This window comes from Streptomyces sp. NPDC059201 (genome assembly GCF_042754585.1).
Taxonomy (GTDB): Bacteria; Actinomycetota; Actinomycetes; order Streptomycetales; family Streptomycetaceae; genus Streptomyces.
In genome coordinates this window covers 112,736-134,902 of record NZ_JBHZBB010000016.1, presented here as the reverse complement: position 1 = coordinate 134,902, position 22,167 = coordinate 112,736, and the positions used below count along the sequence as shown (strand labels likewise).

Genomic DNA, 22,167 nt, shown 5'->3' with positions numbered 1-22,167 from the left:
CCTCCTTCTGTCAAAAATGTACAGGACGTACAGACCGTAAGATGAGGAGCATGACCTACGAGATCCCGGTGACGCAAGCGCGGGCGGAGCTCGCCGACCTCATCAACCGCGTGGTGTACGGCGGCGAGCGCGTCGTCGTGACCCGCCACGGGAAGCCGCTCGTCGCCCTGGTCTCCGCCGCCGACCTGGAACGACTGGAGAAGCTGGAGGCGGAGGAGCCGGATGTGACCGATGAGCCGGTCATCCGTTCCGTGTCCGGGACGGGGGTCGTCCGTGGTCTCGGTTCCGCCACCGGCGAACAGCACCGTTTCGGCATCGCGGCGCACCACCGCGAGCCCGGCGCGGGCTGACGAGAGTCGGCTGACCCCCGCTGGCTGACCCGGCGCTGGCTGACCCGGCGCTGGCTGACCTGGCGGCGGTATACGGAAGCCGCGTGCCCCGTCCGTTGTGGCGGGGGCACGCGGCTGCGTGGGGCTGTGCGTGTGGGGTGGTGCGTGTGGGGTGGTGCGGCGGGTCGGTCAGTCCGCCGTCGCCGGGAGCGGGACGGGGTTCGGGGCCGGTGCGGACGCGCGCTCGGTCCGTCGGAGGCGTCCGCCCAGGGTCAGTGCCGTGAGGCCCGCCGCCGCCCAGAGGGAGAGGACCAGCACCGGGCCGCCCGCCGCGGCCCCGTCGAAGTACGCGACGGAGCGCAGGGCCTGGCCGCCCGCGCCCGGCGGCAGCCACTGGCCGAGCAGGCCGAGTCCGGTCGGCAGGAGTTCCGGTGCGCTGCTCATGCCGGAGAAGGCGTTGCCCGCGAGGATGGTGAGCACGGCGGCGAGACCGAAGCCGGGCTTTCCGAGCAGGGTGGCGAGTCCCGCGAACGTCGCGCCGATGGCCAGTACCGTCAGGGCGAGCACCCCGGCCTCCGCCCACCAGTTCCCCGCGAGGGCGCCGAGCCAGCTGTGGGTGAGCGCCGCGCCGGCGAGGCCCGCGAGCGCCGAGGCGCCGGCGAGGGCCGTGGCGGCGCGCGCCCCGCGCAGCCCGAGGAGCAGCGTGGCGACGCCGGTCGCGGCGCCCGCGATGGCGAGCGGCAGCAGCCCGGCGCCGAGGACGGCGCCGCGCGGATCCTGCGCGGGCAGGGCGACGACATCGGTGACCGCGACGGTCCTGCCCTCGGCGGCGGCTCCGGCCGTGACCGCCTCGCGCAGCAGGCCGGCCACGACCGGGCTTCCGGCGGATGCGGTGAGCAGTTCCGGGCCGGTGGGGGTGACGACCACCGCGCCGTAGACCTCGCGGGCCTCGACGGCGGAGCGCGCGGCGTCGGCGTCCTCGTACCGGTGGATCTCGAAGGCTTCCTCGTGCCGGCCGAGTTCGCGGGCCAGTCCTTCGGCGGCCGCCACCGGGCCCGCGACCCCGATGGGCAGGTCGCGCGGTGCGGTGCGGGCGGCGGGCCAGGCGAAGGTCCACAGCAGGAGGGCGGCGAGGACGGGGACGAGCAGGATCACCGCGAGGGTCTTGCGCCCAGGGGCGGGGGCGGGGGCGGGGGCGATGGCGGCAGGCATCACGGCCTCGATTCGCAGGTCGGGAGAGGGAAGGCCAAGGGGAAGCTGAGGGTAAGTTGACGGGCAGATTAAAGAGAAGGATCGTTCGTTTTACCTGAGGCCCACTGTCCGCCGGAGTGGCGAAGTTGTCAAGAATGAATATTCGTTTTAGGTTCGCGGTATGGCCCGTGTCTCCCAGGAACACCTCGATGCCCGCCGCCGCCAGATCCTCGACGGCGCCGCCCGCTGCTTCGCCCTCAACGGCTTCCACGCCACCTCCATGCAGGACGTGCTCGCCGAGGCGGGGCTCTCCGCCGGCGCGGTCTACCGCTACTTCCGGAGCAAGGACGAGCTGATCGCGGCCATCGCCGAGGAGACGTTCAGCCGCATCCGCGGCGCGTTCGCGGAGGCCACCGACGCGAGCCCGCCACCGCTGCCCGACGTGCTCGTCGCGCGCGTGATGACGATCGTCCTGGAGGGCCGGATCGCCGGGGGAGAGCGGCAGGCGTTCGCCCGGCTGATCATCCAGGTGTGGGCCGAGACCCTGCGCGACGAGACCCTGGCGAAGACCCTCTCCCAGGGCTTCGAGGGGATGCGGGAGATCTGGGCGGGTCTGGTCGACGCGTACCGCGCGAGCGGGCTCGTCCCCGCCGACGTCTCCTCCGAGGACATGGCGCGCACGCTGATCGCCACCGTCCAGGGCTTCATCGCCCAGCAGGCGCTCTTCGGCGACGTCGAGATCGACGTCCTGCGGGAGGGGCTGCGCGGGCTGATGTCGATGAACACCGCGGGCGCGGCCGGCGCCCCCGCGGATCCGGTCCGTTGATCATGGATTCGCAAAGCCGGAGTTAACGCGCCGGAAAAACTTCCGCCCTAACGTGCAATGTCCGGCCGTCCACCGCATCTCCGCTGTTCAACAGAGTGTTGACGGTCGGTAGGGTCCGCAGCTGTCCGGGTGCGGCCCGGTGGACGACTGTGAGGTGGAAGAGTGCAACTGAGCCCGCACGAGCAGGAGCGCCTGCTCATCCATGTGGCGGCCGACGTGGCGGAGAAGCGCCGCGCGCGCGGGGTGAGGCTCAACCACCCCGAGGCCGTCGCCCTCATCACGGCGCACATCCTGGAGGGCGCCAGGGACGGGCGTACCGTCGCCGAACTCATGGCGTCCGGACGCAAGGTGCTCTCCCGCGACGACGTCATGGACGGCATCCCCGAGATGATCCACGACGTCCAGGTCGAGGCCACCTTCCCGGACGGCACCAAGCTCGTCACCGTCCACGACCCGATCGTCTGACGGGGGCCGGCGCCGATGATCCCCGGAGAGATCCTGTACGCGGACGGGCCCGTGCCCGTCAACGAGGGCCGCCCCGTCACCCGCCTCACCGTGCTGAACGCCGCCGACCGGCCCGTGCAGGTCGGCTCCCACTACCACTTCGCCGAGGTCAACCCCGGACTCGCCTTCGACCGGACGGCCGCGCACGGCCTGCGGCTGCACATCGCCGCCGGTACGGCCGTGCGCTTCGAGCCCGGCATCCCCGTCGAGGTCGAACTCGTGCCGATCGCCGGCCGCAGGATCGTCCCCGGCCTCCGCGGCGAGACCGCCGGCCCGCTCGACCCGCCGACCGCCGCCGGACCGCTCGACCAGGGCCCGGGTCAGGACCCGGCCCAGAACCCGGCCCCGGCCCGAGATGCAGCCCAGGATTCAGCCCCGGCCCAGGCCCCGAACGGAGCGCCCCGTGCCTGACCTCCACCGCGCCGTGTACGCCGACCTCTTCGGCCCCACCACCGGCGACCGCGTCCGGCTCGCCGACACCGACCTGCTCGTGGAGATCGAGGAGGACCGTTCCGGCGGGCCCGGACGGGCCGGCGAGGAGGCCGTCTTCGGCGGCGGCAAGGTCATCCGCGAGTCGATGGGCCAGTCCCGCGCCACCCGCGCCGAAGGCGCCCCCGACACGGTGATCACCGGCGCCGTCGTCATCGACCACTGGGGGATCGTCAAGGCCGACATCGGCATCCGCGACGGGCGGATCACCGCGCTCGGCAAGGCCGGCAACCCCGACACCATGGACGGGGTCCACCCCGACCTCGTCATCGGCCCCGAGACCGAGATCGTCGTCGGCAACGGGCGGATCGTCACCGCGGGCGGCGTCGACACCCACGTCCACTTCATCTCCCCGACCGTCGTCGAGCAGGCGCTCGCCACCGGCATCACCACCCTGGTCGGCGGCGGCACCGGCCCCGCCGAGGGCACCAAGGCCACCACGGTCACCCCCGGCCCCTGGCACACGGCCCGGATGTTCGAGGCCCTCGACACCTTCCCCGTCAACATCGGCCTCTTGGGCAAGGGCACAACGATGTCCCGCGAGGCGATGTACTCCCAACTGCGCGGCGGCGCCCTCGGCTTCAAGATCCACGAGGACTGGGGGGCCACCCCCGCCGTCATCGACGCCTGCCTCGGCGTCTGCGAGGAGACCGGCGTCCAGCTGGCCATCCACACCGACACCCTCAACGAGGCCGGTTTCGTCGGCGACACCCTCGCCGCCATCGGGGGCCGCACGATCCACGCGTACCACACCGAGGGCGCGGGCGGCGGGCACGCGCCCGACATCATCACCGTCGTCTCCGAGCCGCACGTGCTGCCCAGCTCCACCAACCCGACCCGGCCGCACACCGTCAACACCATCGAGGAACACCTCGACATGCTGATGGTCTGCCACCACCTCAACCCGACCGTCCCCGAGGACCTCGCTTTCGCCGAGTCCCGGATCCGGCCCTCCACGATCGCCGCGGAGGACGTCCTCCACGACCTCGGCGCCATCTCGATCATCTCCTCCGACTCCCAGGCCATGGGCCGGATCGGCGAGGTCATTCTGCGGACCTGGCAGACCGCCCACGTCATGAAGAAGCGGCGCGGCGCGCTGCCGGGTGACGGGCGCGCCGACAACCACCGGGTGCGCCGCTACGTCGCCAAGTACACGATCAACCCGGCCGTCGCCCAGGGCATGGACCACCTCGTCGGCTCCGTCGAACCGGGCAAGCTCGCCGACCTCGTCCTCTGGGAGCCCGCCTTCTTCGGCGTGAAACCCCTCGTCGTCCTCAAGGGCGGCCAGATCGCGTACGCCCAGATGGGTGATGCCAACGCCTCGATCCCCACGCCCCAACCGGTGCTGCCGCGCCCCATGTTCGGCGCCCTCGGCAGGGCGGCCGCCGCGGGCTCCGTCAACTTCACCTCGGAGGCGGCGATCGAGGACGACCTGCCGCGGCGGCTCGGCCTGGGCAAGGCGTTCACCCCCATCCGCTCCACCCGCCGCGTCACCAAGGCGGACATGCGGGAGAACGACGCCGTGCCGCGCGTCGAGGTCGACGCCGACACCTTCACCGTCACCATCGACGGCGAAGCGGTCGAACCGGCGCCCGCCGCGGAACTGCCCATGGCCCAGCGTTACTTCCTCTTCTGAGCGGCCGGCCGTGTCACGATCCGCACTCCTCGTGCTCGCCGACGGGCGTTTCCCCGCCGGCGGGCACGCCCACTCCGGCGGCGCCGAGGCCGCCGTCAAGGCGGGCCGCATCCGCGACGCCGCCGGACTGGAAGCCTTCTGTCTTGGGCGTCTGCACACCACCGGGCTCACCGCGGCGGGCCTCGCCGCCGGTGCGGCGCTCGGCCTCGACCCGTACGAGCTCGACGCCGCCGCCGACGCCCGCACCCCCTCGCCCGCCCTCCGCGCCGCCGCCCGCCGGCTCGGGCGCCAGCTGATGCGGGCGGCCCGCGCCACCTGGCCGAGCCCCGAACTCGACGCGCTCGCCGCCGCGTTCCCGCGCGGCGCGCACCAGCCGGTCGTCCTGGGCGTCACGGCGCGGGCGGCCGGACTCGGGCCCGAGGACGCCGCGCACTGCGCCGCGTACGAGACGGTCGGCGGGCCGGCGACGGCGACCGTACGTCTCCTGGGCCTCGATCCGTACCAGGCGACGGCCGTCCTCGCGCGGCTCGCACCCGAGATGGACGAGGTCGTGGCCCGGGCCACCGCCGCCGCGCGCGAGGGCGTCGACGCGCTGCCCGCCGCCTCCGCCCCGCTCCTCGACATCACCGCGGAACAGCACGCGGCCTGGCCCGTGCGCCTCTTCGCCTCCTAGACCCTCTTCCGCTCGCCTCCCAGAACCCTCTGCCGCAAGGAGCCGCCCCATGCACCTCGACCACGGACACACCCACCACGGCGCCGTCTCCGCCGACGCCCACCGGCCCGACGGCACCCGGCGCGCCCTGCGCATCGGCCTCGGCGGACCCGTCGGCTCCGGCAAGACGGCCACTGTCGCCGCGCTCTGCCGCCGACTGCGCGACACGCTCTCGCTCGCCGTCGTCACCAACGACATCTACACCCGCGAGGACGCCGAGTTCCTGCTCCGCGAGGCCGTGCTGCCGCCGGAGCGCATCCAGGCCGTCGAGACCGGAGCCTGCCCGCACACCGCCATCCGCGACGACATCTCCGCCAACCTCGAAGCCGTCGAGGAGCTGGAGGACGCCGTCGGCCCGCTCGACCTGATCCTCGTCGAGTCGGGCGGCGACAACCTCACCGCCACCTTCTCCAAGGGCCTCGTCGACGCGCAGATCTTCGTCATCGACGTGGCCGGGGGCGACGACATCCCCCGCAAGGGCGGGCCCGGCGTCACCACCGCCGACCTCCTCGTCGTCAACAAGACCGACCTCGCCCCGTACGTCGGCTCCGACCTGGGCCGGATGGCCCGCGACGCGGCCGCGCAGCGCGGCGACCTGCCCGTCGCGTTCACCTCGCTGCGGTCGGAGGAGGGCGTCGGCCCGGTCGCCGACTGGGTGCGCGAGCGGCTCGCCGACTGGACGGCTGTGCAGGCGCCCACCGCATGAGCCTGCGCGCCACCGCCCGGATCGCCGCCGCGGCCGACGGTTCGCTGCCGGTCCTGGAGAGCGACGGGCCGCTCGCCCTGCGCCGTACCCGCGCCGCCTCGCCCGGCTGGTCGCGGGTGACGGTGGTCGGCGCGATGAGCGCGCCGCTCGGCGGCGACCGGCTCGCGATCGAGGCGGAGGTACGCGACGGGGCCAGGCTGCGGGTCGACTCGGCCGCCGCCACGCTGGCCCTGCCCGGCCGCGACCCGGACCCGGCCGCGTACGAGCTCCGGCTCCGGGCCGGCGAGGGCGCCGTACTGCACTGGCTGCCCGAACAGCTCGTCAGCGCCCACGGCTCCGACCTGCGCGTGCGCACCGGCGTCGACCTCGCCCCCACCGCGCGGCTGGTGCTGCGCGAGGAGCAGATCCTCGGCCGCCACGGCGAGCCGCCCGGCACCCTCTTCTCCCGGCTCACCGTCCGCCGCGCGGGCCGGCCGCTGCTCGACCAGGAACTCGCGTACGGCCCCGGGGCCCCCGGCGGCTGGGACGGGGGCGCCGTCCTCGCCGGTCACCGGGCCACCGGTCAACTCCTCGTCGTCGACCCGGCGTACGCGGACGCGCCGGTGGCGGCGCGCCCGCTCGGCGATCTCGCGGCGCTCACCCCGCTGGCCGGACCGGCCGTGCTCGTCACCGCCGTCGCGCCCGACGCGCTCGCCCTGCGCCGGGTCCTGGACGCGGCGCTGGACGAACTCGCCCCCGAATGAGACGGATCGGGGTGTACCGCTCAGCGGACTCCGTGCTCCGGTTATGGGTTCGGCAAAGAAACGCGTGTTCGGAATGACGGCGCGGCCCCCCTGACGACAGGATCGCTCGAACAGACGACCACCTACAGGGGGAGGACCTGTGAGACGACGCACGGCCGTGCTCGGCTCCGCCGGCACGCTCATCGCCGGAACACTCGTCGCGGGCGCGCTCGCGGCACCGGTGGCCATCGCCGACAGCGGTGCGCGCCACGGGCGCCACACCGAGGCGAACGGGGCCGCCATCGCCGCGGCCCAGGCCGCCCGCGCCGGCATCGACTGGCAGGACTGTCCCGCCGACTGGGGCCTGGAGAAGCCCATCCAGTGCGGCTGGGTCACCGTGCCGGTCGACTACGCGAAGCCGTACGGGAAGAAGATCAAGCTCGCCGTCGACCGGATCGCCGCCACCGGCACCCCGGCCGAGCGCCAGGGCGCGCTCCTCTACAACCCCGGCGGCCCCGGCGGTTCCGGTCTGCGCTTCCCGCGCCGCGTCACCACGAACAACAAGATCTGGGCCAACACGGCGAAGGCGTACGACTTCGTCGGCTTCGACCCGCGCGGCGTCGGCAAGTCCGCCCCGATCTCCTGCGTCGACCCGACCGAGTTCGTCAAGGGCCCGAAGCTCGACCCGGTCCCGGACAGCGAGGCCGACAAGCGGGCGCAGCGCAAGCTCGCCGCCGAGTACGCCGCGGGCTGCGCCGAGAAGAGCGGCGACATGCTCCCGTACATGACGACGCCGAACACCGCGCGTGACCTCGACGTCATCCGCGCCGCCCTCGGCGAGAAGAAGCTCAACTTCGTCGGCGTCTCCTACGGCACCTACCTCGGCGCCGTCTACGGCACCCTCTACCCGGACCACGTCCGGCGGATGGTCCTGGACAGCGTCGTCAACCCGTCGACCCGGTCGATCTGGTACGAGGCCAACCTCGGCCAGGACATCGCCTTCGAGGGCCGGCTCACCGACTGGATGACCTGGGTCGCCCGGAACGACGCCACGTACCATCTCGGCGACACCCTCGCGGAGGTCCGGCAGCAGTGGCAGACGCTGCGCGCCGCCGCCAAGAAGGCGCCCCTCGGCGGCAAGGTCGGACCGGCCGAGCTCATCGGCTTCTTCCAGAACGCCCCGTACTACGACTCCATGTGGGCCCCCGTGGCCGAGGCGTGGAGCGCGTACGCCGCCGGTGACCCGCAGCCGCTCATCGACAACGCCGCGGCCGACCTCACCGACACCGCGGGCAACATCGCCTCGGAGAACGGCAACGCCGTCTACACGGCGGTCGAGTGTGCAGATGCCCCGTGGCCGACCAGCTGGAAGAAGTGGGACCGGGACAATTCCCGCCTCCACGAGCGGTACCCCTTCATGACCTGGGCCAACGCCTGGATGAACCTGCCCTGCGCCACCTGGAAGGCGCCCAGCCAGCGCCCCGTGCAGGTCAAGACCGGCAAGGGCCTGCCGCCCGTGCTCATCACCCAGGCCGAGCGCGACGCCGCCACCCCGTACGCGGGCGCTGTGGAACTGCACAAGCGGTTCAAGGGCTCGCGTCTGATCACGGAGAAGGACGCCGGCTCGCACGGCATCACCAACCTGGTCAACCCCTGCCTCAACACCAAGGTCGAGGACTACCTCCTGACCGGCCGGCTCGACGCCCGGGACCAGACGTGCGCCCCGCACGCCACCCCGACGCCGTAGCCACGCGCTGACGCCGTAGCCACGCGCTGACGCCGTAGCCACGCGCCGACGGCGTAGCCACGCGCCGACGCCGTAGCCGTGGACCGACGCCGGAGGGACGGGCGCATGCCGCCCGTCCCTCCGCCGCTCACGCCTCGGCGGCCTTCACGTCCGCCGCGTACGCGTCGACGTACTCCTGCCCCGACAGCCGCATGATCGCGTACATGATCTCGTCCGTGACCGCCCGGACCACCGCCCGCTCGTCCACCGAGCCAGCGAAGCGCGAGAAGTCCAGCGGCTCCCCGAAGCGGATCGTCACCCGCCGGATCCGCGGCACCACCCGCCCCGGCGGCTGGATCTCGAAGGTGCCGACCATCGCGCACGGCACCACCTTCACCCCGGCCGTCAGCGCCATCACCGCCACCCCGACCTTGCCCTTGTACAGGCGCCCGTCGTGCGAGCGGGTCCCCTCCGGGTAGATCCCCAGCAGCTCGCCCTTCGCCAGCACCCCCAGCCCCTCCCGGATCGCCGCCTGCCCGGCCTCCTTGCCCGAGCGGTCCACCGGGATCTGCCCGGCCGCCCGGAAGAACGCCGCCGTCAGCCGCCCCCGCAGCCCCGGCCCGGTGAAGTACTCCTGCTTCGCCAGGAAGGTGATCCGCCGGTCGAGCACCACCGGCATCAGGAAGTGGTCGGAGAAGGAGAGGTGGTTGCCCGCGACGATCGCCGCGCCCTCCCCGGGGACGTGCTCGATCCCCTCCACCCTCGGCCGGAACAGCAGTTTCAGCAGCGGCCCGAGCAGTACGTACTTCAGCAGCCGGTAGAACACAGCGACCCCCGTTCGTCGTCCGTCACGCCCGTTGTAACCCCGCGGCGGCCCGTGGTCCACTGGTGGGAGTGGCCCGACTCACCGGGAGGCCGACATGCCCAGCGCGCGTGGACCCCGGCGTCCCGGGCGCGTGCTCACCGCACTGCTCTGCGCGGTGACCGCGGCCGGTCTGTACGGATGCTCCGACTCGGGCCCGCCGGACCCCTCGCCGACACCGACACCGACGGCGACCCGCGCGCCCACCTCCGCCCCCGCCTCCCCGCCGACCACCGCCCCGACCCCCTCCCCGCGCGGGATCTCACCGCTGACCGGGCTGCCCGCCCGGCCCGGCCCCGTCCTCGCCGTGAAGATAGACAACGTGCCCGCGGCCCGCCCCCACACCGGCCTCGGCGCCGCCGACCTCGTCTACGTCGAACAGGTCGAGGGCGGCTTCACCCGCCTGCTCGCCGTCTACTCCTCCCGCGTCCCCGACAGCATCGGCCCCGTCCGCAGCGCCCGCGAGTCCGACATCTCCCTGCTGCGCCCCTTCGGACAGCCCGCCCTCGCCTACTCCGGCGCCCAGGGCAAGCTGACCCCGCTGCTGAGGGCCGCGCCCCTCGACCTCGTCGCCCAGGCGAACGCGCCGCAGGCGTTCCGGCGCTCCGCGGACCGGCCCGCCCCGTACAACCTCTACCTGCGCCCCGAGCGCGCCCTCGCCGCCGCCCCGGACGCCTCCGACGTCCGGCCCATCGGCCTGCGCTTCGGCGCCGCGCCCGCGGGCGGCACCGCGACCGCCTCGGAGACCGTCCGCTTCCCGGCCGCCCGCTACACCTTCACCTGGTCCGCCGCCGCCGACGGCTGGCGCGTCGCCATGGACGGGCGCGCCGCGACCAGCACCGACAGCGGCCCGCTCACCCCCGCCACCGTCGTCGTCCAGCGCGTCACCATCCGCCCCTCCGAGTTCAAGGACGTCACCGGCGCCGTCTCCCCGTACACCGTGACCACCGGCTCCGGCACCGCGACCGTGCTGCGCGACGGGCGCGCGTACGAGGCCCGCTGGTCCCGCCCCGACCCGGCCGGCGGCACCACCTTCACCACCCCCGACGGCCGCCCCCTCGCCTTCGCCCCCGGCCAGGTCTGGATCGTCCTCGCGCCCCGCTGACCCTCGGCCGACGCGGGAGGGCCGGGGTGCTTGACCGCTCCGGACCGGGGTAGTCGCCGGGGCACGGAAGCCAACCCGGGCGAGGAGGCACGCCATGGGCACCGACATCTGGGGTTACGCACCGTCCTCCGGCCACGTGCCGGGCGACACCCTGATCGGGTACGCGGTCGAGGCCAGCGACGGCGGGATCGGCAAGGTGGACCGGCACACCGAGGACGTCGGCCGGTCCTACCTCGTGGTGGACACCGGCCCGTGGATCCTCGGCCACAAGGTCGTCCTGCCCGCCGGTCTCGTCGGCCGCGTGGACCGGGAGAACGAGACCGTGCACGTGAACTGCACCAAGGACCACGTCCGCGAGTCGCCGGACTTTGAATCCGGCCAGGACGAGCACGACGTGACGTTCATCCGCCTCGTCGAGCAGTACTACGCGAACCGGCACATGTGAGAACCGACCCCGACGCTCAGCGCGGCGACGGACCGCCCGGCGCTCACCGCCCGCCCGGCGCTCACCGCGGCGATGGGCCGGACCCGCCCCCGCCCGGGCGCGGGGCGCGCGGGGCCGTGGGGGCTCCGCTGCTGTCCGCCGCGGCCATCCCGATCGTCGCGACGCCGAGCACGATCCAGCCGAACCAGAGCCAGCCGCTGCTGCCGAGCGCCACCGTGTACGCGGTGATCAGCACCAGTACGGCGCAGGTCACGATCGTCATCGCCTTCGTGGAACCGGACATCTGCCCGCCCTCCTCCCGACCGGGGCTGGGAAGCCTCCCTGCCATCGTGACTCCACGTGGGGGGCGCGCGCTACTCCCCGGACGCACCGGCGTGCGCCGGACAGCACGAGGCCCCCGGGACCGAGCGGTCCCGGGGGCCTCGTCCCCGCGTCGAGAGGGGCGCGTCAGCGGCGCGCCTGGAGCGAGGCCAGGTACGCGTTGTACTCCGCCAGCTCCTTGTCGCCGTCCCGGTCCGCCTGCCGGTCCTTGCGGACCGCCTGCCGCTGCTCGGAGTGGTACCACTGGTAGACCAGCGCGATCAGCACCAGCACCGACGGGATCTCGCTGAACGCCCAGGCGATGCCGCCGGCGGCGTTCTGGTCGGCGAGCGCGTCGATCCCGAGCGAGGCCGGAGGGTTCTCGTAAGCCTTCACCAGGGGCTGGCTCGCCATCATCATCGCGATGCCGAAGAAGGCGTGGAACGGCATGCCGGCGAAGAGCTCCAGCATCCGCATCACGTACCCCGGCCGGTGCGGGCCCGGGTCGACGCCCATGATCGGCCAGAAGAAGACCAGGCCCACGGCGAGGAAGTGGACCATCATGCCGATGTGTCCCGGCTTCGACGACATCAGGGTGTCGAAGAGCGAGGTGAAGTAGAGGCCGTAGAGGCTGGCGATGAACATGCTGATCGTGAACACGGGGTGCGTGATGATCCGCATGTACCGGCTGTGCAGCAGCTTCAGCAGCAGCTCGCGCGGGCCGAGCGAGCCGCGCCCGGCCACCGGCAGCGCCCGCAGCGCCAGCGTCACCGGCGCGCCGAGCAGCAGCAGGATCGGCGAGACCATGGAGATCACCATGTGCTGCACCATGTGGACGCTGAACATGACCATGCCGTAGTCGTTCAGCTTGGTGCACATCACCAGGGCGATGGTCAGCACGCCGGCCGTGAAGAGCACGGTCCGGGCGACCGGCCAGGCGTCCCCGCGCCTGCGCAGCCGGACGACCCCCCACCCGTACAGACCGAGCGCCGCGAGGCACCCGATCAGGAAGAACAGGTCGGGAGAGAACTCCAGGCCCCGCCCCAGCGTGAACGGCGGCAGATCCGTGGTCATGCCGTGCCCGCTGTGATCCATCGCTTACTCCTGGAGCCCATTGCGCGCCGAGCCCGTTTCGCGCTTGTCGTCCGCACCAGACTAGAACCGCCCCCGGGCGCGCTCGCGACCGGGGGCGGGTGTCGTACGGACGGGCGTCCAGGGGGCACTCACCAGGTGCTCAGAGCACGCACTGCGCCTCGGCGTAGCGGTCCTCCGGGACCGTCTTCAGGGTCTCCACGGCCTGGGCCAGCGGCACCATCACGATGTCGGTGCCGCGCAGCGAGGTCAGCATGCCGAACTCGCCGCGGTGCGCCGCCTCGACCGCGTGCCAGCCGAAGCGGGTGGCGAGGACGCGGTCGTACGCGGTGGGGGTGCCGCCGCGCTGGACGTGCCCGAGGATGACCGGGCGGGCCTCCTTGCCGAGCCGGCGCTCCAGCTCGACGGAGAGCTGGTTGGCGACGCCGGTGAAGCGCTCGTGGCCGTAGATGTCGGTGCCGGCGGTCTTGAAGTCCATGGTCGTGCCCTCGCGCGGCTTCGCGCCCTCGGCGACGACGACGATGGCGAAGCGCTTGCCGTCCTCGAAGCGGGCGCCGACGCGGGCGGTCAGCTCGTCGATGTCGAAGGGGCGCTCCGGGACGACGACGGCGTGGGCGCCGGCGGCCATGCCCGAGTGCAGGGCTATCCAGCCGGTGTGACGGCCCATGACCTCGACGACGAGGACGCGCTGGTGGGACTCGGCGGTGGTCTTCAGCCGGTCGAGGGCTTCGGTGGCGACGGTGACGGCGGTGTCGAAGCCGAAGGTGACGTCGGTCGACGCGATGTCGTTGTCGATGGTCTTCGGGACGCCGACGATGGGGAGGCCCGCCTCGGAGAGGAGGTTCGCGGCCTTGAGGGTGCCCTCGCCGCCGATCGGGATGATCGCGTCGAGGCCGAGGTCGGCGACGTGGCCCTTGGCCGTCTCGACGCCGCCGACGAGGTGGGCGGGCTGGACGCGGGAGGAGCCGAGGATGGTGCCGCCGCGGGCGAGGATGCCGCCCACCGCGTCGAGGTCGAGCTTCCGGTAGTCGCCCTCCAGGAGGCCCTTCCAGCCGTCGTGGAAGCCGATGACCTCGTCCCCGTGGTCGACGACGGCCCGGTGCACGACGGATCGGATGACGGCATTCAGACCGGGGCAGTCTCCGCCGGAGGTGAGCACACCAATGCGCATAGCCCAAAAACCTTTGCAACGTGGGCCGACTCCCGGACCACGTCGTCCGGCTGGATCCCCGCCACCCTATCGTTGCCGGGTGGCGGGGCCGAACCGGATGTCCGCAGATTGGACACCGTATTTACATACGAATCCAATGTGCGCTAGCCCGCTCAGAAGTGCGCCTCCTGAGAGCTCCTGATGGTTCGTCAGGCGGGCTGGGCGGCGGCCGCGATGCGCTCGGCGCGCAGCGCCTCGTACCACCGGTCGTCGGTCGGCGGCAGCGCGTTGACGTCCAGGGCCAGCTTCAGCATCAGGTCCGCGATCTGCGGGTTGCGGGCCATCACGGGGCCGTGCATGTAGGTGCCGAAGACGGTGTCGTTGTACGCGCCCTCGGTGCCGTCGCCGGTGCCGTTGCCGTTGCCGAAGACGGTCCGCGCGAACGGGCGGGCCGTCGGGCCGAGGTGGGTGATGCCCTGGTGGTTCTCGAAGCCCGTCAGCTGGGGGAGGCCCAGGTGCGGGTCGATGTCGGCGAGCACGTCGCCGACGCAGCGGGTGCCCTCGCCGCGGACCGTGGTCACGTCGAGCAGGCCGAGGCCAGGCTCGCGCGCGCCGAGGTCGTTGACGAACTCGTGGCCGAGGATCTGGTAGCCGGCGCAGACCGAGAAGATGATCGCGCCGTTGGAGGCGGCCCGGGAGAGGCCGCCGTCGCGGCGCAGCCGCTCGGCCGCGAGCCGCTGCGGCCGGTCCTCGCCGCCGCCGACCAGGTAGATGTCGCCCGAGGTGGGGACGGGCTGGTCGCTGCGGACGTCGACGCGCTCGACGCTGAGCCCGCGCTGGCGGGCGCGGCGCTCGACGACGAGGACGTTGCCCTGGTCGCCGTAGGTGCTGAGCAGGTCCGGGTAGACCCAGACCACACGCAGACTGCTGTCACTCATGCTGCCACTCCTTCTGCGAGTCGGGGCGGGGTCAGTTGCCGACACGGCGGCGGACATCCTGGAAGGCGGTGTAGTTGGCGATCAGCTCGATCTGCCCGGGCGGGGCCATCGCGACGGCCTCGTCGAGCGTCTCGCAGACGCGGAAGTCGACGCCCGCGACCTCCAGGCGGACCGCCAGGTCGAGGCGGCGGTCGCCGATCACCATGATCGGGTGGCCGGCGAGGCGTCCGTAGTCGACGTCCCACAGCCAGGAGGTGTCGGTGCCGTCGGCTCCGCGCGCGTTGACGGAGAGGATGACCGGCGTCGGCGGCTGGTCGATGAGGGAGAAGGTCTCCAGCCAGCCGGCCGGGTTCTTCGCGAGCAGCAGCCGCAGCTGCCGGTCCTGGAAGGTGACCACGTCGTAGCGGCCGGCGACGGCCTGCACCTGGTACATGCGCTCCAGGGCGACCTGCGGCGGCACGCCGAAGACGGCGGCGACGGCGGCCGAGGTGGCGGCGTTCGCCTTGTTGGCGCGGCCGGGCAGCTGGAGCCGGATGGGCCAGGCCGAGCCGTGCGGGTCGAGCACGTGGTCGCCGCTGAGCGCCCAGCTCGGGGCGGGGCGGCGGAAGCCGCACTCGCCGCAGAACCAGTCGTCGCCGGGGCGCTGGAGGACACCGCCGCAGGAGGGGCACGACCAGGCGTCGTCCTTCCACTCCTGGCCGACCGCGACCCACACCACGTTCGGCGAGGAGGAGGCGGCCCACACGATCAGCGGGTCGTCGGCGTTGGCGATGACGACGGCCTTGGAGCCGTTGAGTCCCTCGCGCCACTTCTCGGCGAGCATCCGCGTCTCGGCGGCGCGGTCGAGCTGGTCGCGGGAGAGGTTGAGCAGCGCGATCGCCTTGGGGGTGGTGTCGCGGGCGACGCCGGCGAGGTACTTCTCGTCGACCTCGATCACGCCGTACCTGGCGTCACCGCCGCCCGCGAGGGCGGAGGTGATGCCCGCGGGCATGTTGGCGCCGAGGGCGTTGGAGACCACCGGGCCGCTGGCCCGCAGTGCCTCGGCGATGAGCCGGGTCGTGGTGGTCTTGCCGTTGGTGGCGGACACGAGGACGACGTCCAGGTGCTGCGCGAGCCGTCCCAGCAGGTCCGGGTCGAGCTTGAGCGCCACCCGGCCGCCGATCACCGATCCGCTGCCACGGCCGGCCGCCCGCGACACCGCGGCGGCTGCCTTGCCCGCGGTCACGGCCAGCTTGGCACGCGGCGACAGCGGCTCTGGATTACCGGGGTGTCCTGACATCGTCCTTGATCCTCCTTGCGTCGGTCGGGGCTCAGCCTATCGAGAACCGGCCAGGAGCCCGAACCACGGCACCGGGCCGACCGTATGAAATGAGGAGGTCACGGCGGACCGTACCCTTACCGCCATGCGAAACCGCCCCATCCCCGGCAGCTCCGGCATCGCCCGGACGATGACCCTGCTCGGCGACCCCGTGCTGCACACCCCCTGCGCCCCCGTCACCGACTTCGGCCCCGAACTCGACGGTCTGGTCGAGTCGATGTTCGCCACCATGTACGCGGCGCACGGCGTGGGGCTCGCCGCGAACCAGGTGGGCGTGGGGCTGCGGGTCTTCGTCTACGACTGCCCGGACGACGAGGAGGTGCGGCACCTGGGGCACGTGGTGAACCCGCGCCTGGTGGAGGCGGACGGCGAGGAGTACCGCGGCCCGGAGGGCTGCCTGTCGCTGCCGGGCCTGGAGGCGCCGGTGGCCCGCCATGACCGCGCGGTGGTGGAGGGCGTCCGCACGGACGGCACCCCGGTCCGCGTCGAGGGCACCGGCTTCTTCGCCCGCTGCCTCCTGCACGAGATGGACCACCTGGAGGGCCGCGTCTACGCCGACCACGTCACCGGGTGGCGCAGATCACGCCTCCTCCGCGCCATCCGCAAGCAGCCCTGGGGCACGGGCGCGTCCGCGCTGAAGCCCTAGACGAACCAGTTGTACGGCTCCGAGGGCTGCCGCCCGCCCCCGGCCCGCCCACCCGCCGAAAGCCCAGCCAAGGGCCGTGCCCCCTCCCGCCCGGACCGCCGGCAGGCCGGCCGGAGGGCGTACCGGCTAGAAGCCCGGGCCGTCGGGGAGGTCGTCGGCCTCGGCGAGGCGGCCCCAGAGGAGGTCGGCCAGGGAGCGGACCAGTTCGGCGCGGGAGCAGGGGCGCTCGCCGAGCCACCAGTCGCCGGCGGCGTGCATCATGCCGACGATGCCGTGCCCCCAGATGCGGGCCTGCGCCTCGGCGGCCGGGCCGAGGTCGACGCGCTCGGCGATGACCTGGCCCAGTTCCTCGCCCATGCGGCGCAGCAGCGGGGCCGAGTGGCGGCCGACGTCGAAGCTCTGCTCGGACTGGGGGGACTCCTCGGCCGGGTGCATGAGGAAGCGGTAGACCTGGGGCATCGCCTCGATGGAGGCGAGGTAGGTGTCGAGGGTGGCCTCGACCCGGCGGCGCCGGTCGGCGGGGGCGTCGAGCGCGGCGCGGAGGGAGGCGAGGAGGGCGTCGGTGTGGCGGGTGGCGAGGGCGCGGTAGAGGCCGCCCTTGTCGCCGAAGTGGCGGTAGAGGATCGGCTTGGTGATGCCGGCCTCGGCCGCGATCGCGTTCATGGATGCCTGGGGGCCGTCGCGGAGCACCACCCGGTCCGCCGCCTCCAGCAGTTCGCGCCGCCGCTGCTCGGCGGGCTTCTGCTGGTCGGTGGTCCGGTGTGCGATGTCCATAAGCGTGTCTCCCCGCCCGTGCGATGACCTGAGGCTGTCGCAACGTAACACCCGACCGGCACCCTGTGCCGAACGGCCTGATCCGCTTCGCCCGCGACGCCTCGCAGGTTGACAGCCGTACCCGTCGGTAACAGACTGCTGTTACCGCAAGTAACGTACTGCTGGGAGGGAACATGGGCGAGTTCACGCTCGAACTCAACGAGGACCAGAAGCAGGTCCGCGACTGGCTCCACGGCTTCGCCGCGGACGTCATGCGACCGGCCGCCGCCGAGTGGGACGAGCGTGAGGAGACCCCCTGGCCGATCATCCAGGAGGCGGCCAAGCTGGGAATCTACTCCCTCGACTTCTACGCCCAGCAGTTCTTCGACCCGACCGGCCTCGGCATCCCCATGGCGATGGAGGAGCTCTTCTGGGGCGACGCGGGCATCGCGCTCTCCATCGTCGGCACCGGACTCGCCGCCGTCGGCGTCCTCGCCAACGGCACCGAGGAGCAGATCGGCACCTGGGTCCCGCAGATGTACGGCGACGCGAACGACGTGAAGGTCGCCGCCTTCTGCTCCTCCGAGCCCGACGCCGGCTCCGACGTCGCCTCCATGCGCACCCGGGCCGTCTACGACGAGGCCAAGGACGAGTGGGTGCTCAACGGCACCAAGACCTGGGCGACCAACGGCGGCATCGCCAACGTCCACGTCGTCGTCGCCGTCGTCGACGCGGAGCTCGGCTCCAAGGGCCACGCCTCCTTCATCGTCCCGCCGAACACCCCCGGCCTCTCCCAGGGCCAGAAGTTCCAGAAGCACGGCATCCGCGCCTCGCACACCGCCGAGGTCGTCCTGGAGGACGTGCGGATCCCCGGCTCCTGCCTCCTCGGCGGCAAGGACAAGCTCGACGAGCGCCTGGCCCGCGCCCGGGAGAAGGCGAAGGCGGGCGGCGGCGAGCGGGTGAAGAACGCCGCCATGGCCACCTTCGAGGCGTCCCGCCCCGCGGTCGGCGCGATGGCCGTCGGCACCGCCCGCGCCGCGTACGAGGTCGCCCTCGACTACGCCAAGACCCGCGTGCAGTTCGGCCGCCCGATCATCGAGAACCAGGGCGTCGCCTTCCAGCTCGCCGACATGGCCACCCAGATCGACGCCGCCCGCCTGCTGGTCTGGCGCGCCTCCTGGATGGCCACCGCCGGCAAGCCCTTCACCCAGGCCGAGGGCTCCATGTCGAAGCTGTACGCGAGCGAGGTCGCCAAGAGCGTCACGGCCCAGGCGATCCAGATCCTCGGCGGCAACGGCTACACCCGCGAGTACCCGGTCGAGCGCATGCACCGCGACGCCGCGATCTACACGATCTTCGAGGGGACGAGCGAGATCCAGCGGATGGTCATCAGCCGCGCCCTCGCCAAGTAGTCCTTCCCGTCACACCACGCAGAACTCGTTGCCCTCCGGGTCCTGGAGCACCACCGCGTAGTAGTCCATCCCGTGCGGCTCGTCCATCGCGTACAGCACGGTCGCGCCGAGCGCGGTCAGCCGGGCCACCTCCCCGTCGACCCGCGCCCGGCGCACCGCGAGCGGCACCCCGCGCCCACCGCCGACCTTCAGGTCCAGGTGGACCCGGTTCTTCGCCGTCTTCGGCTCCGGGACCTGCTGGAACCACACCCGCGGCCCGACCCCCTTCGGGTCGACCAGGGACTCCGGCAGCTCCCCGACGTCGTCGCCCAGCTCCTCCTCCGGGACGCCGGTCGCCGCCCAGTACGCCCGCCAGGTCGCGTGCCCCCCGGGCGGCGGCTCCGGCACGTACCGCAGCGCCTCCGCCCAGAACGGCACCAGCCGCCCCGGGTCCGTGCAGTCGATCGTCAGCTGGAGGGTCAGCTCGGGGCGCCCGCCCACCTCGTCCTCGCCCAACGCACTCGTATCCATGCCGAGAAGCCTCCCAGACGCCACTGACAATCACCCCGCGGCGGAAGCTACCCACCGGTCACCTCCCTGCGGGACAATCGCCCCCGGCGCCGCGACCAAGGGGGAAGACGCATGACCACAGAAGCCCGGACCGAAGCACCCGTCCTCACCGGACTGCCCGTCATCGGCTCGATGTTCGACCTGAAGAACGACTCGCTCGGCACCTTCCTGCGCGCCCGGCGCGAACACGGCGACGTCGTCCGCATCTCCGCCGGGCCGCCCGGCGCCCGCGCCCACGTCTACGCCGTCTTCTCCGCCGAGGGCGCCCAGCAGGTCCTCGCCGGCGAGTCCGCCAACTTCCGCAAGGACAACGCCTTCTACCAGGAGATCCGCGAGTCCTTCGGCAACGGCCTGCTCACCAGCCAGGACGACGACTACCTGCGCCAGCGCCGGCTCGTCCAGCCGCTCTTCACCAAGCGCCGCGTCGACGGCTACGCCGACGCCATCGCCACCGAGGTCGCCACCCTCACCGCCGAGTGGGAGAAGGCCGGCCGCACCTCCGTGGACGTCCTCCACGAGTCGACCCGGCTCGCCCTGCGCGCCGTCGCCCGCATCCTCTTCGGCACCGACGTCGACTCCGCCGTCGAGGTCGTCGAACGCTGCTTCCCCGGCGTCGGCTCGTACGTGCTCCGCCGCGGCTACTCCCCGGTCAACGTGCCCCGCGAGTGGCCCACCCCCGGCAACCGCCGCGCCGACGCCCTCCACAAGGCGCTCTACGAGGAGTGCGACCGCATCATCGCCGAGCGGAAGTCCGCCGGACGGGCCGGCGAGGACGGCGACGACCTGCTGAGCCTCCTCATGGCCGCCGAGAGCGCCGAGGACGGCACCTTCTCCGCCACCGAACTGCGCGAGCAGGTCCTCGTCTTCCTGCTCGCGGGACACGAGACGACGGCCACCTCGATCGGCTTCGCCCTCCACCTCCTCGCCCGCCACCCGGAGGTCCAGCGGCGCGCCCACGAGGAGGTCGACCGGGTCCTCGCCGGACGCACCCCCGGCGCCGCCGACCTCGACGCCCTGCCGTACGTGACGCGGGTCCTGAAGGAGGCGATGCGGCTCTTCCCGGCGGCGCCCGTCATCGGCAGGCGCGCCGTCGCCGCCACCACGGTCGGCGGGGTCGCCGTCCCGGCCGGCGCCGACGTCATCGTCGCCCCGTGGGTCACCCACCGGCACCCCGCCTACTGGGACGACGCCGAGCGCTTCGACCCGGACCGCTTCACTCCCGAGGCGGAGGCCGCCCGGCCCCGCTACGCCTGGTTCCCCTTCGGCGGCGGGCCCCGGGCCTGCATCGGCCAGCACTTCTCGATGCTGGAGTCGGTGATCGCGCTCGCGATGATCCTCCAGCGCCACGGCTTCGAGGCGGTGGACGAGGAGGTGCCGGTGGCCCCCGCGATCACCCTCCAGGCCGCGGGACCGGCCCGCTGCCGGCTGGTCCCCAGGGAGGGCTAGCCGCCGGGCTCAGTCCGCGGGTCCGCGGCCGTGGAGGTGGAGCGAGCGCAGGGCCGCCTCCAGGGCGAAGCGGTGGTCGGGATCCAGGAGCCGGTCGCCGAAGTGGTTGTCGAGGTTCCGCAGGCGGTAGCGGACCGTCTGGGCGTGTACGCCGAGCAGTTCGCCGACCTGCTCGGCGGGGGCCCGGGTGGAGACGTGCACCCGCAGGGTCTCGATCAGCCGCTCGCGCCGGGTGCCGGACAGGCCGTCGAGCGGGGCCAGTTCACGCTGGGCGAGCTGGGCCATGAGCGCGGGGTCGGACATCAGCCACAGGGTCGTCAGGTGGTCCTCGCAGAGCACGACGGGCGCGTCCGCGACGATGCCGTCGTCGACGAGCTGGAGGACCCGGCGCGCCCAGCGCAGCGAGTGGGCGGCCTGCGCCGGTGGCACGGTCAGCCCGACGACGGCGGGCGTGCCGGCCAGCGCGTCGTCGAGCATCGCGCGGCGCTCGGCGGTCAGCGGGCCGGGCACCAGCAGATGGGGGTGGGGGAGGCTGAGGTCGGCGAGCACGTCCCGGTCGAGCCGGGCCCGGGCGACGCCGGTGGCCGGCGGCCGCAGCACGACCAGCGTGCACTCGGCGGGGAGCTCCCAGGACGCCTCCTGGCAGAGCTCGGCGATGGTCGCGCGGGGCAGCGGCGGGCCGGCGACGACGAGGTGGAGCAGCTTCCTGCGCAGGGCGGACACGTCGGAGACCGCGCGGCTCTGGACGGTGAGGTAGCCCTCGCGGGAGAGGGACTCCAGCTCGTCCACGTACGCGAAGAGGGCGTCGGCGAAGGCCAGGATCAGGGTGGGGGAGAGGTTGTACGTGCGGCCGATGCTCTTGGCCCGGCGCAGGGCGATGCGGGCGCCGAGGCGGTAGGCGCCCTGTAACGTGTCGAGCTCCCGTCCCTCGTACGCCTCCACCCGGCCGAACTGGCGCAGGAGTTCGTCGCGGAGCGCGGACTTGGTCCCGGGGTGGTCGACCCGGTCGACGAAGGCGGCCAGGGCCTGCTCGACGCCCTGGCGGATGGCGTCGCAGTGGGGTCCGTTGAACAGGTGGGCGTACACGGGGTAGGCGCGCTCGATCTCCACGCCGATCTCCTTGATGAGGCCCGGGATCTCCGGTCTCATCAGGGCGGCGAACTCTCTGGGCAGCGGATCGAGCGGCTCACCGAGCTCCGGTGACTGTGCGATGGAGGGCATGGAGACCGATCCCTTGCTCTGCTACGTGACCGGTGGGGGGAGCGGCGCTGCGGCGCCCGGCCGGGAGGGGCGGGCGCCGCAGGAGCCGT

Annotated in this window: 23 protein-coding genes and 1 pseudogene; 14 read left to right on the top strand and 10 right to left on the bottom strand. The window is 73.1% G+C overall.

Annotated elements, in window-relative coordinates; translation table 11 throughout:
• Positions 1-50 precede the first annotated feature (50 nt).
• A complete protein-coding gene (locus ACFXMG_RS36230; protein WP_383819716.1) occupies positions 51-350 on the top strand; it encodes a type II toxin-antitoxin system Phd/YefM family antitoxin in 300 nt (99 codons plus the stop codon).
• Positions 351-518: 168 nt separating this feature from the next.
• Here the strand turns inward: ACFXMG_RS36230 and ACFXMG_RS36225 are convergent, their stop codons facing one another.
• Positions 519-1,541 carry an ABC transporter permease gene (locus tag ACFXMG_RS36225; RefSeq protein WP_383819713.1) on the bottom strand — a complete coding sequence of 341 codons (1,023 nt, stop codon included), beginning with the start codon at positions 1,539-1,541 and terminating at the stop codon, positions 519-521.
• Between the two features lie 160 nt (positions 1,542-1,701).
• On the opposite strand from ACFXMG_RS36225, the gene ACFXMG_RS36220 reads away from it, so the two are divergent.
• The 8 genes and pseudogenes from ACFXMG_RS36220 to ACFXMG_RS36185 all read left to right on the top strand — a co-directional run bounded on the left by ACFXMG_RS36220 (position 1,702) and on the right by ACFXMG_RS36185 (position 8,862).
• Positions 1,702-2,346, top strand: coding sequence for a TetR/AcrR family transcriptional regulator (locus ACFXMG_RS36220; RefSeq protein WP_383819711.1), 645 nt, complete (start codon positions 1,702-1,704; stop codon positions 2,344-2,346).
• A 162-nt stretch (positions 2,347-2,508) separates the two neighbouring features.
• Positions 2,509-2,811: an urease subunit gamma gene (locus ACFXMG_RS36215; protein WP_030746741.1), complete on the top strand. Its 303-nt coding sequence runs from the start codon at positions 2,509-2,511 to the stop codon at positions 2,809-2,811.
• Positions 2,812-2,826: 15 nt separating this feature from the next.
• Positions 2,827-3,132 (top strand): annotated as a pseudogene (locus tag ACFXMG_RS36210) (urease subunit beta); the annotation flags it as partial.
• A 121-nt stretch (positions 3,133-3,253) separates the two neighbouring features.
• Complete coding sequence (locus ACFXMG_RS36205; RefSeq protein ID WP_383819709.1) at positions 3,254-4,975, top strand: urease subunit alpha; 1,722 nt, start codon at positions 3,254-3,256, stop codon at positions 4,973-4,975.
• Between the two features lie 10 nt (positions 4,976-4,985).
• On the top strand, positions 4,986-5,648 hold the full coding sequence (locus tag ACFXMG_RS36200) for an urease accessory protein UreF (protein WP_383819706.1): 663 nt from the start codon (positions 4,986-4,988) through the stop codon (positions 5,646-5,648).
• Between the two features lie 49 nt (positions 5,649-5,697).
• Positions 5,698-6,393 (top strand): urease accessory protein UreG, encoded by a 696-nt coding sequence (gene ureG, locus ACFXMG_RS36195; RefSeq protein WP_383819704.1) that lies wholly within the window; start codon positions 5,698-5,700, stop codon positions 6,391-6,393.
• Positions 6,390-7,136, top strand: coding sequence for an urease accessory protein UreD (locus ACFXMG_RS36190; protein WP_383819702.1), 747 nt, complete (start codon positions 6,390-6,392; stop codon positions 7,134-7,136). The genes ureG and ACFXMG_RS36190 overlap by 4 nt, the downstream gene beginning before the upstream one ends.
• A 139-nt stretch (positions 7,137-7,275) precedes the next feature.
• Complete coding sequence (locus ACFXMG_RS36185; protein ID WP_383819700.1) at positions 7,276-8,862, top strand: alpha/beta hydrolase; 1,587 nt, start codon at positions 7,276-7,278, stop codon at positions 8,860-8,862.
• 127 nt (positions 8,863-8,989) lie between these two features.
• Here the strand turns inward: ACFXMG_RS36185 and ACFXMG_RS36180 are convergent, their stop codons facing one another.
• The gene (locus ACFXMG_RS36180) at positions 8,990-9,667 is read right to left on the bottom strand and encodes a lysophospholipid acyltransferase family protein (RefSeq protein ID WP_383819697.1); all 678 of its coding nucleotides are present in this window, start codon (positions 9,665-9,667) and stop codon (positions 8,990-8,992) included.
• Positions 9,668-9,761: 94 nt separating this feature from the next.
• Here ACFXMG_RS36180 and ACFXMG_RS36175 point away from each other — a divergent pair, with 94 nt between their 5' ends.
• Positions 9,762-10,808 carry a DUF3048 domain-containing protein gene (locus ACFXMG_RS36175; RefSeq protein ID WP_383819695.1) on the top strand — a complete coding sequence of 349 codons (1,047 nt, stop codon included), beginning with the start codon at positions 9,762-9,764 and terminating at the stop codon, positions 10,806-10,808.
• A 94-nt stretch (positions 10,809-10,902) separates the two neighbouring features.
• Positions 10,903-11,253: a PRC-barrel domain containing protein gene (locus ACFXMG_RS36170; protein ID WP_383819693.1), complete on the top strand. Its 351-nt coding sequence runs from the start codon at positions 10,903-10,905 to the stop codon at positions 11,251-11,253.
• 61 nt (positions 11,254-11,314) lie between these two features.
• On the opposite strand, the gene ACFXMG_RS36165 is transcribed toward ACFXMG_RS36170, so the two are convergent.
• The 5 genes from ACFXMG_RS36165 to ACFXMG_RS36145 form a co-directional block, all read right to left on the bottom strand.
• Positions 11,315-11,536, bottom strand: coding sequence for a hypothetical protein (locus tag ACFXMG_RS36165; RefSeq protein WP_383819793.1), 222 nt, complete (start codon positions 11,534-11,536; stop codon positions 11,315-11,317).
• A gap of 164 nt (positions 11,537-11,700) precedes the next feature.
• Positions 11,701-12,648 carry a cytochrome c oxidase assembly protein gene (locus ACFXMG_RS36160; RefSeq protein ID WP_383819691.1) on the bottom strand — a complete coding sequence of 316 codons (948 nt, stop codon included), beginning with the start codon at positions 12,646-12,648 and terminating at the stop codon, positions 11,701-11,703.
• Between the two features lie 139 nt (positions 12,649-12,787).
• Positions 12,788-13,816, bottom strand: a complete 1,029-nt coding sequence (locus ACFXMG_RS36155; RefSeq protein ID WP_383819688.1) for a 6-phosphofructokinase — start codon at positions 13,814-13,816, stop codon at positions 12,788-12,790.
• Between the two features lie 188 nt (positions 13,817-14,004).
• The gene (locus ACFXMG_RS36150; protein WP_383819685.1) at positions 14,005-14,733 is read right to left on the bottom strand and encodes a type 1 glutamine amidotransferase; all 729 of its coding nucleotides are present in this window, start codon (positions 14,731-14,733) and stop codon (positions 14,005-14,007) included.
• 31 nt (positions 14,734-14,764) lie between these two features.
• On the bottom strand, positions 14,765-16,012 hold the full coding sequence (locus ACFXMG_RS36145) for a MurT ligase domain-containing protein (RefSeq protein ID WP_383819683.1): 1,248 nt from the start codon (positions 16,010-16,012) through the stop codon (positions 14,765-14,767).
• A 124-nt stretch (positions 16,013-16,136) separates the two neighbouring features.
• Between ACFXMG_RS36145 and def the strand changes: the two genes are divergently transcribed.
• Positions 16,137-16,697 carry a peptide deformylase gene (gene def / locus ACFXMG_RS36140; protein ID WP_383819680.1) on the top strand — a complete coding sequence of 187 codons (561 nt, stop codon included), beginning with the start codon at positions 16,137-16,139 and terminating at the stop codon, positions 16,695-16,697.
• 126 nt (positions 16,698-16,823) lie between these two features.
• Here def and ACFXMG_RS36135 read toward each other — a convergent pair whose 3' ends face one another.
• A complete protein-coding gene (locus tag ACFXMG_RS36135) occupies positions 16,824-17,471 on the bottom strand; it encodes a TetR family transcriptional regulator (protein WP_383819677.1) in 648 nt (215 codons plus the stop codon).
• Between the two features lie 173 nt (positions 17,472-17,644).
• Between ACFXMG_RS36135 and ACFXMG_RS36130 the strand changes: the two genes are divergently transcribed.
• Positions 17,645-18,862, top strand: a complete 1,218-nt coding sequence (locus ACFXMG_RS36130; RefSeq protein ID WP_383819674.1) for an acyl-CoA dehydrogenase family protein — start codon at positions 17,645-17,647, stop codon at positions 18,860-18,862.
• Between the two features lie 9 nt (positions 18,863-18,871).
• Here the strand turns inward: ACFXMG_RS36130 and ACFXMG_RS36125 are convergent, their stop codons facing one another.
• Positions 18,872-19,372, bottom strand: coding sequence for a VOC family protein (locus tag ACFXMG_RS36125; RefSeq protein WP_383819672.1), 501 nt, complete (start codon positions 19,370-19,372; stop codon positions 18,872-18,874).
• 111 nt (positions 19,373-19,483) lie between these two features.
• On the opposite strand from ACFXMG_RS36125, the gene ACFXMG_RS36120 reads away from it, so the two are divergent.
• Positions 19,484-20,857: a cytochrome P450 gene (locus ACFXMG_RS36120; protein WP_383819669.1), complete on the top strand. Its 1,374-nt coding sequence runs from the start codon at positions 19,484-19,486 to the stop codon at positions 20,855-20,857.
• Between the two features lie 9 nt (positions 20,858-20,866).
• Here the strand turns inward: ACFXMG_RS36120 and ACFXMG_RS36115 are convergent, their stop codons facing one another.
• Positions 20,867-22,078 carry a helix-turn-helix domain-containing protein gene (locus tag ACFXMG_RS36115; protein WP_383819666.1) on the bottom strand — a complete coding sequence of 404 codons (1,212 nt, stop codon included), beginning with the start codon at positions 22,076-22,078 and terminating at the stop codon, positions 20,867-20,869.
• Between the last annotated feature and the right edge of the window lie 89 nt (positions 22,079-22,167).

Bases quoted from the DNA above. Each gene is read 5' to 3' on its own strand.
- ACFXMG_RS36230 (WP_383819716.1), top strand. From the start codon at position 51: ATGACCTACGAGATCCCGGTGACGCAAGCGCGGGCGGAGCTCGCCGAC.
- ACFXMG_RS36225 (WP_383819713.1), bottom strand. From the start codon at position 1,541: ATGCCTGCCGCCATCGCCCCCGCCCCCGCCCCCGCCCCTGGGCGCAAG.
- ACFXMG_RS36220 (WP_383819711.1), top strand. From the start codon at position 1,702: ATGGCCCGTGTCTCCCAGGAACACCTCGATGCCCGCCGCCGCCAGATC.
- ureG (WP_383819704.1), top strand. From the start codon at position 5,698: ATGCACCTCGACCACGGACACACCCACCACGGCGCCGTCTCCGCCGAC.
- ACFXMG_RS36190 (WP_383819702.1), top strand. From the start codon at position 6,390: ATGAGCCTGCGCGCCACCGCCCGGATCGCCGCCGCGGCCGACGGTTCG.
- ACFXMG_RS36175 (WP_383819695.1), top strand. From the start codon at position 9,762: ATGCCCAGCGCGCGTGGACCCCGGCGTCCCGGGCGCGTGCTCACCGCA.
- ACFXMG_RS36170 (WP_383819693.1), top strand. From the start codon at position 10,903: ATGGGCACCGACATCTGGGGTTACGCACCGTCCTCCGGCCACGTGCCG.
- ACFXMG_RS36165 (WP_383819793.1), bottom strand. From the start codon at position 11,536: ATGTCCGGTTCCACGAAGGCGATGACGATCGTGACCTGCGCCGTACTG.
- ACFXMG_RS36160 (WP_383819691.1), bottom strand. From the start codon at position 12,648: ATGGATCACAGCGGGCACGGCATGACCACGGATCTGCCGCCGTTCACG.
- ACFXMG_RS36155 (WP_383819688.1), bottom strand. From the start codon at position 13,816: ATGCGCATTGGTGTGCTCACCTCCGGCGGAGACTGCCCCGGTCTGAAT.
- ACFXMG_RS36150 (WP_383819685.1), bottom strand. From the start codon at position 14,733: ATGAGTGACAGCAGTCTGCGTGTGGTCTGGGTCTACCCGGACCTGCTC.
- ACFXMG_RS36145 (WP_383819683.1), bottom strand. From the start codon at position 16,012: ATGTCAGGACACCCCGGTAATCCAGAGCCGCTGTCGCCGCGTGCCAAG.
- def (WP_383819680.1), top strand. From the start codon at position 16,137: ATGCGAAACCGCCCCATCCCCGGCAGCTCCGGCATCGCCCGGACGATG.
- ACFXMG_RS36135 (WP_383819677.1), bottom strand. From the start codon at position 17,471: ATGGACATCGCACACCGGACCACCGACCAGCAGAAGCCCGCCGAGCAG.
- ACFXMG_RS36130 (WP_383819674.1), top strand. From the start codon at position 17,645: ATGGGCGAGTTCACGCTCGAACTCAACGAGGACCAGAAGCAGGTCCGC.
- ACFXMG_RS36125 (WP_383819672.1), bottom strand. From the start codon at position 19,372: ATGGATACGAGTGCGTTGGGCGAGGACGAGGTGGGCGGGCGCCCCGAG.
- ACFXMG_RS36120 (WP_383819669.1), top strand. From the start codon at position 19,484: ATGACCACAGAAGCCCGGACCGAAGCACCCGTCCTCACCGGACTGCCC.
- ACFXMG_RS36115 (WP_383819666.1), bottom strand. From the start codon at position 22,078: ATGCCCTCCATCGCACAGTCACCGGAGCTCGGTGAGCCGCTCGATCCG.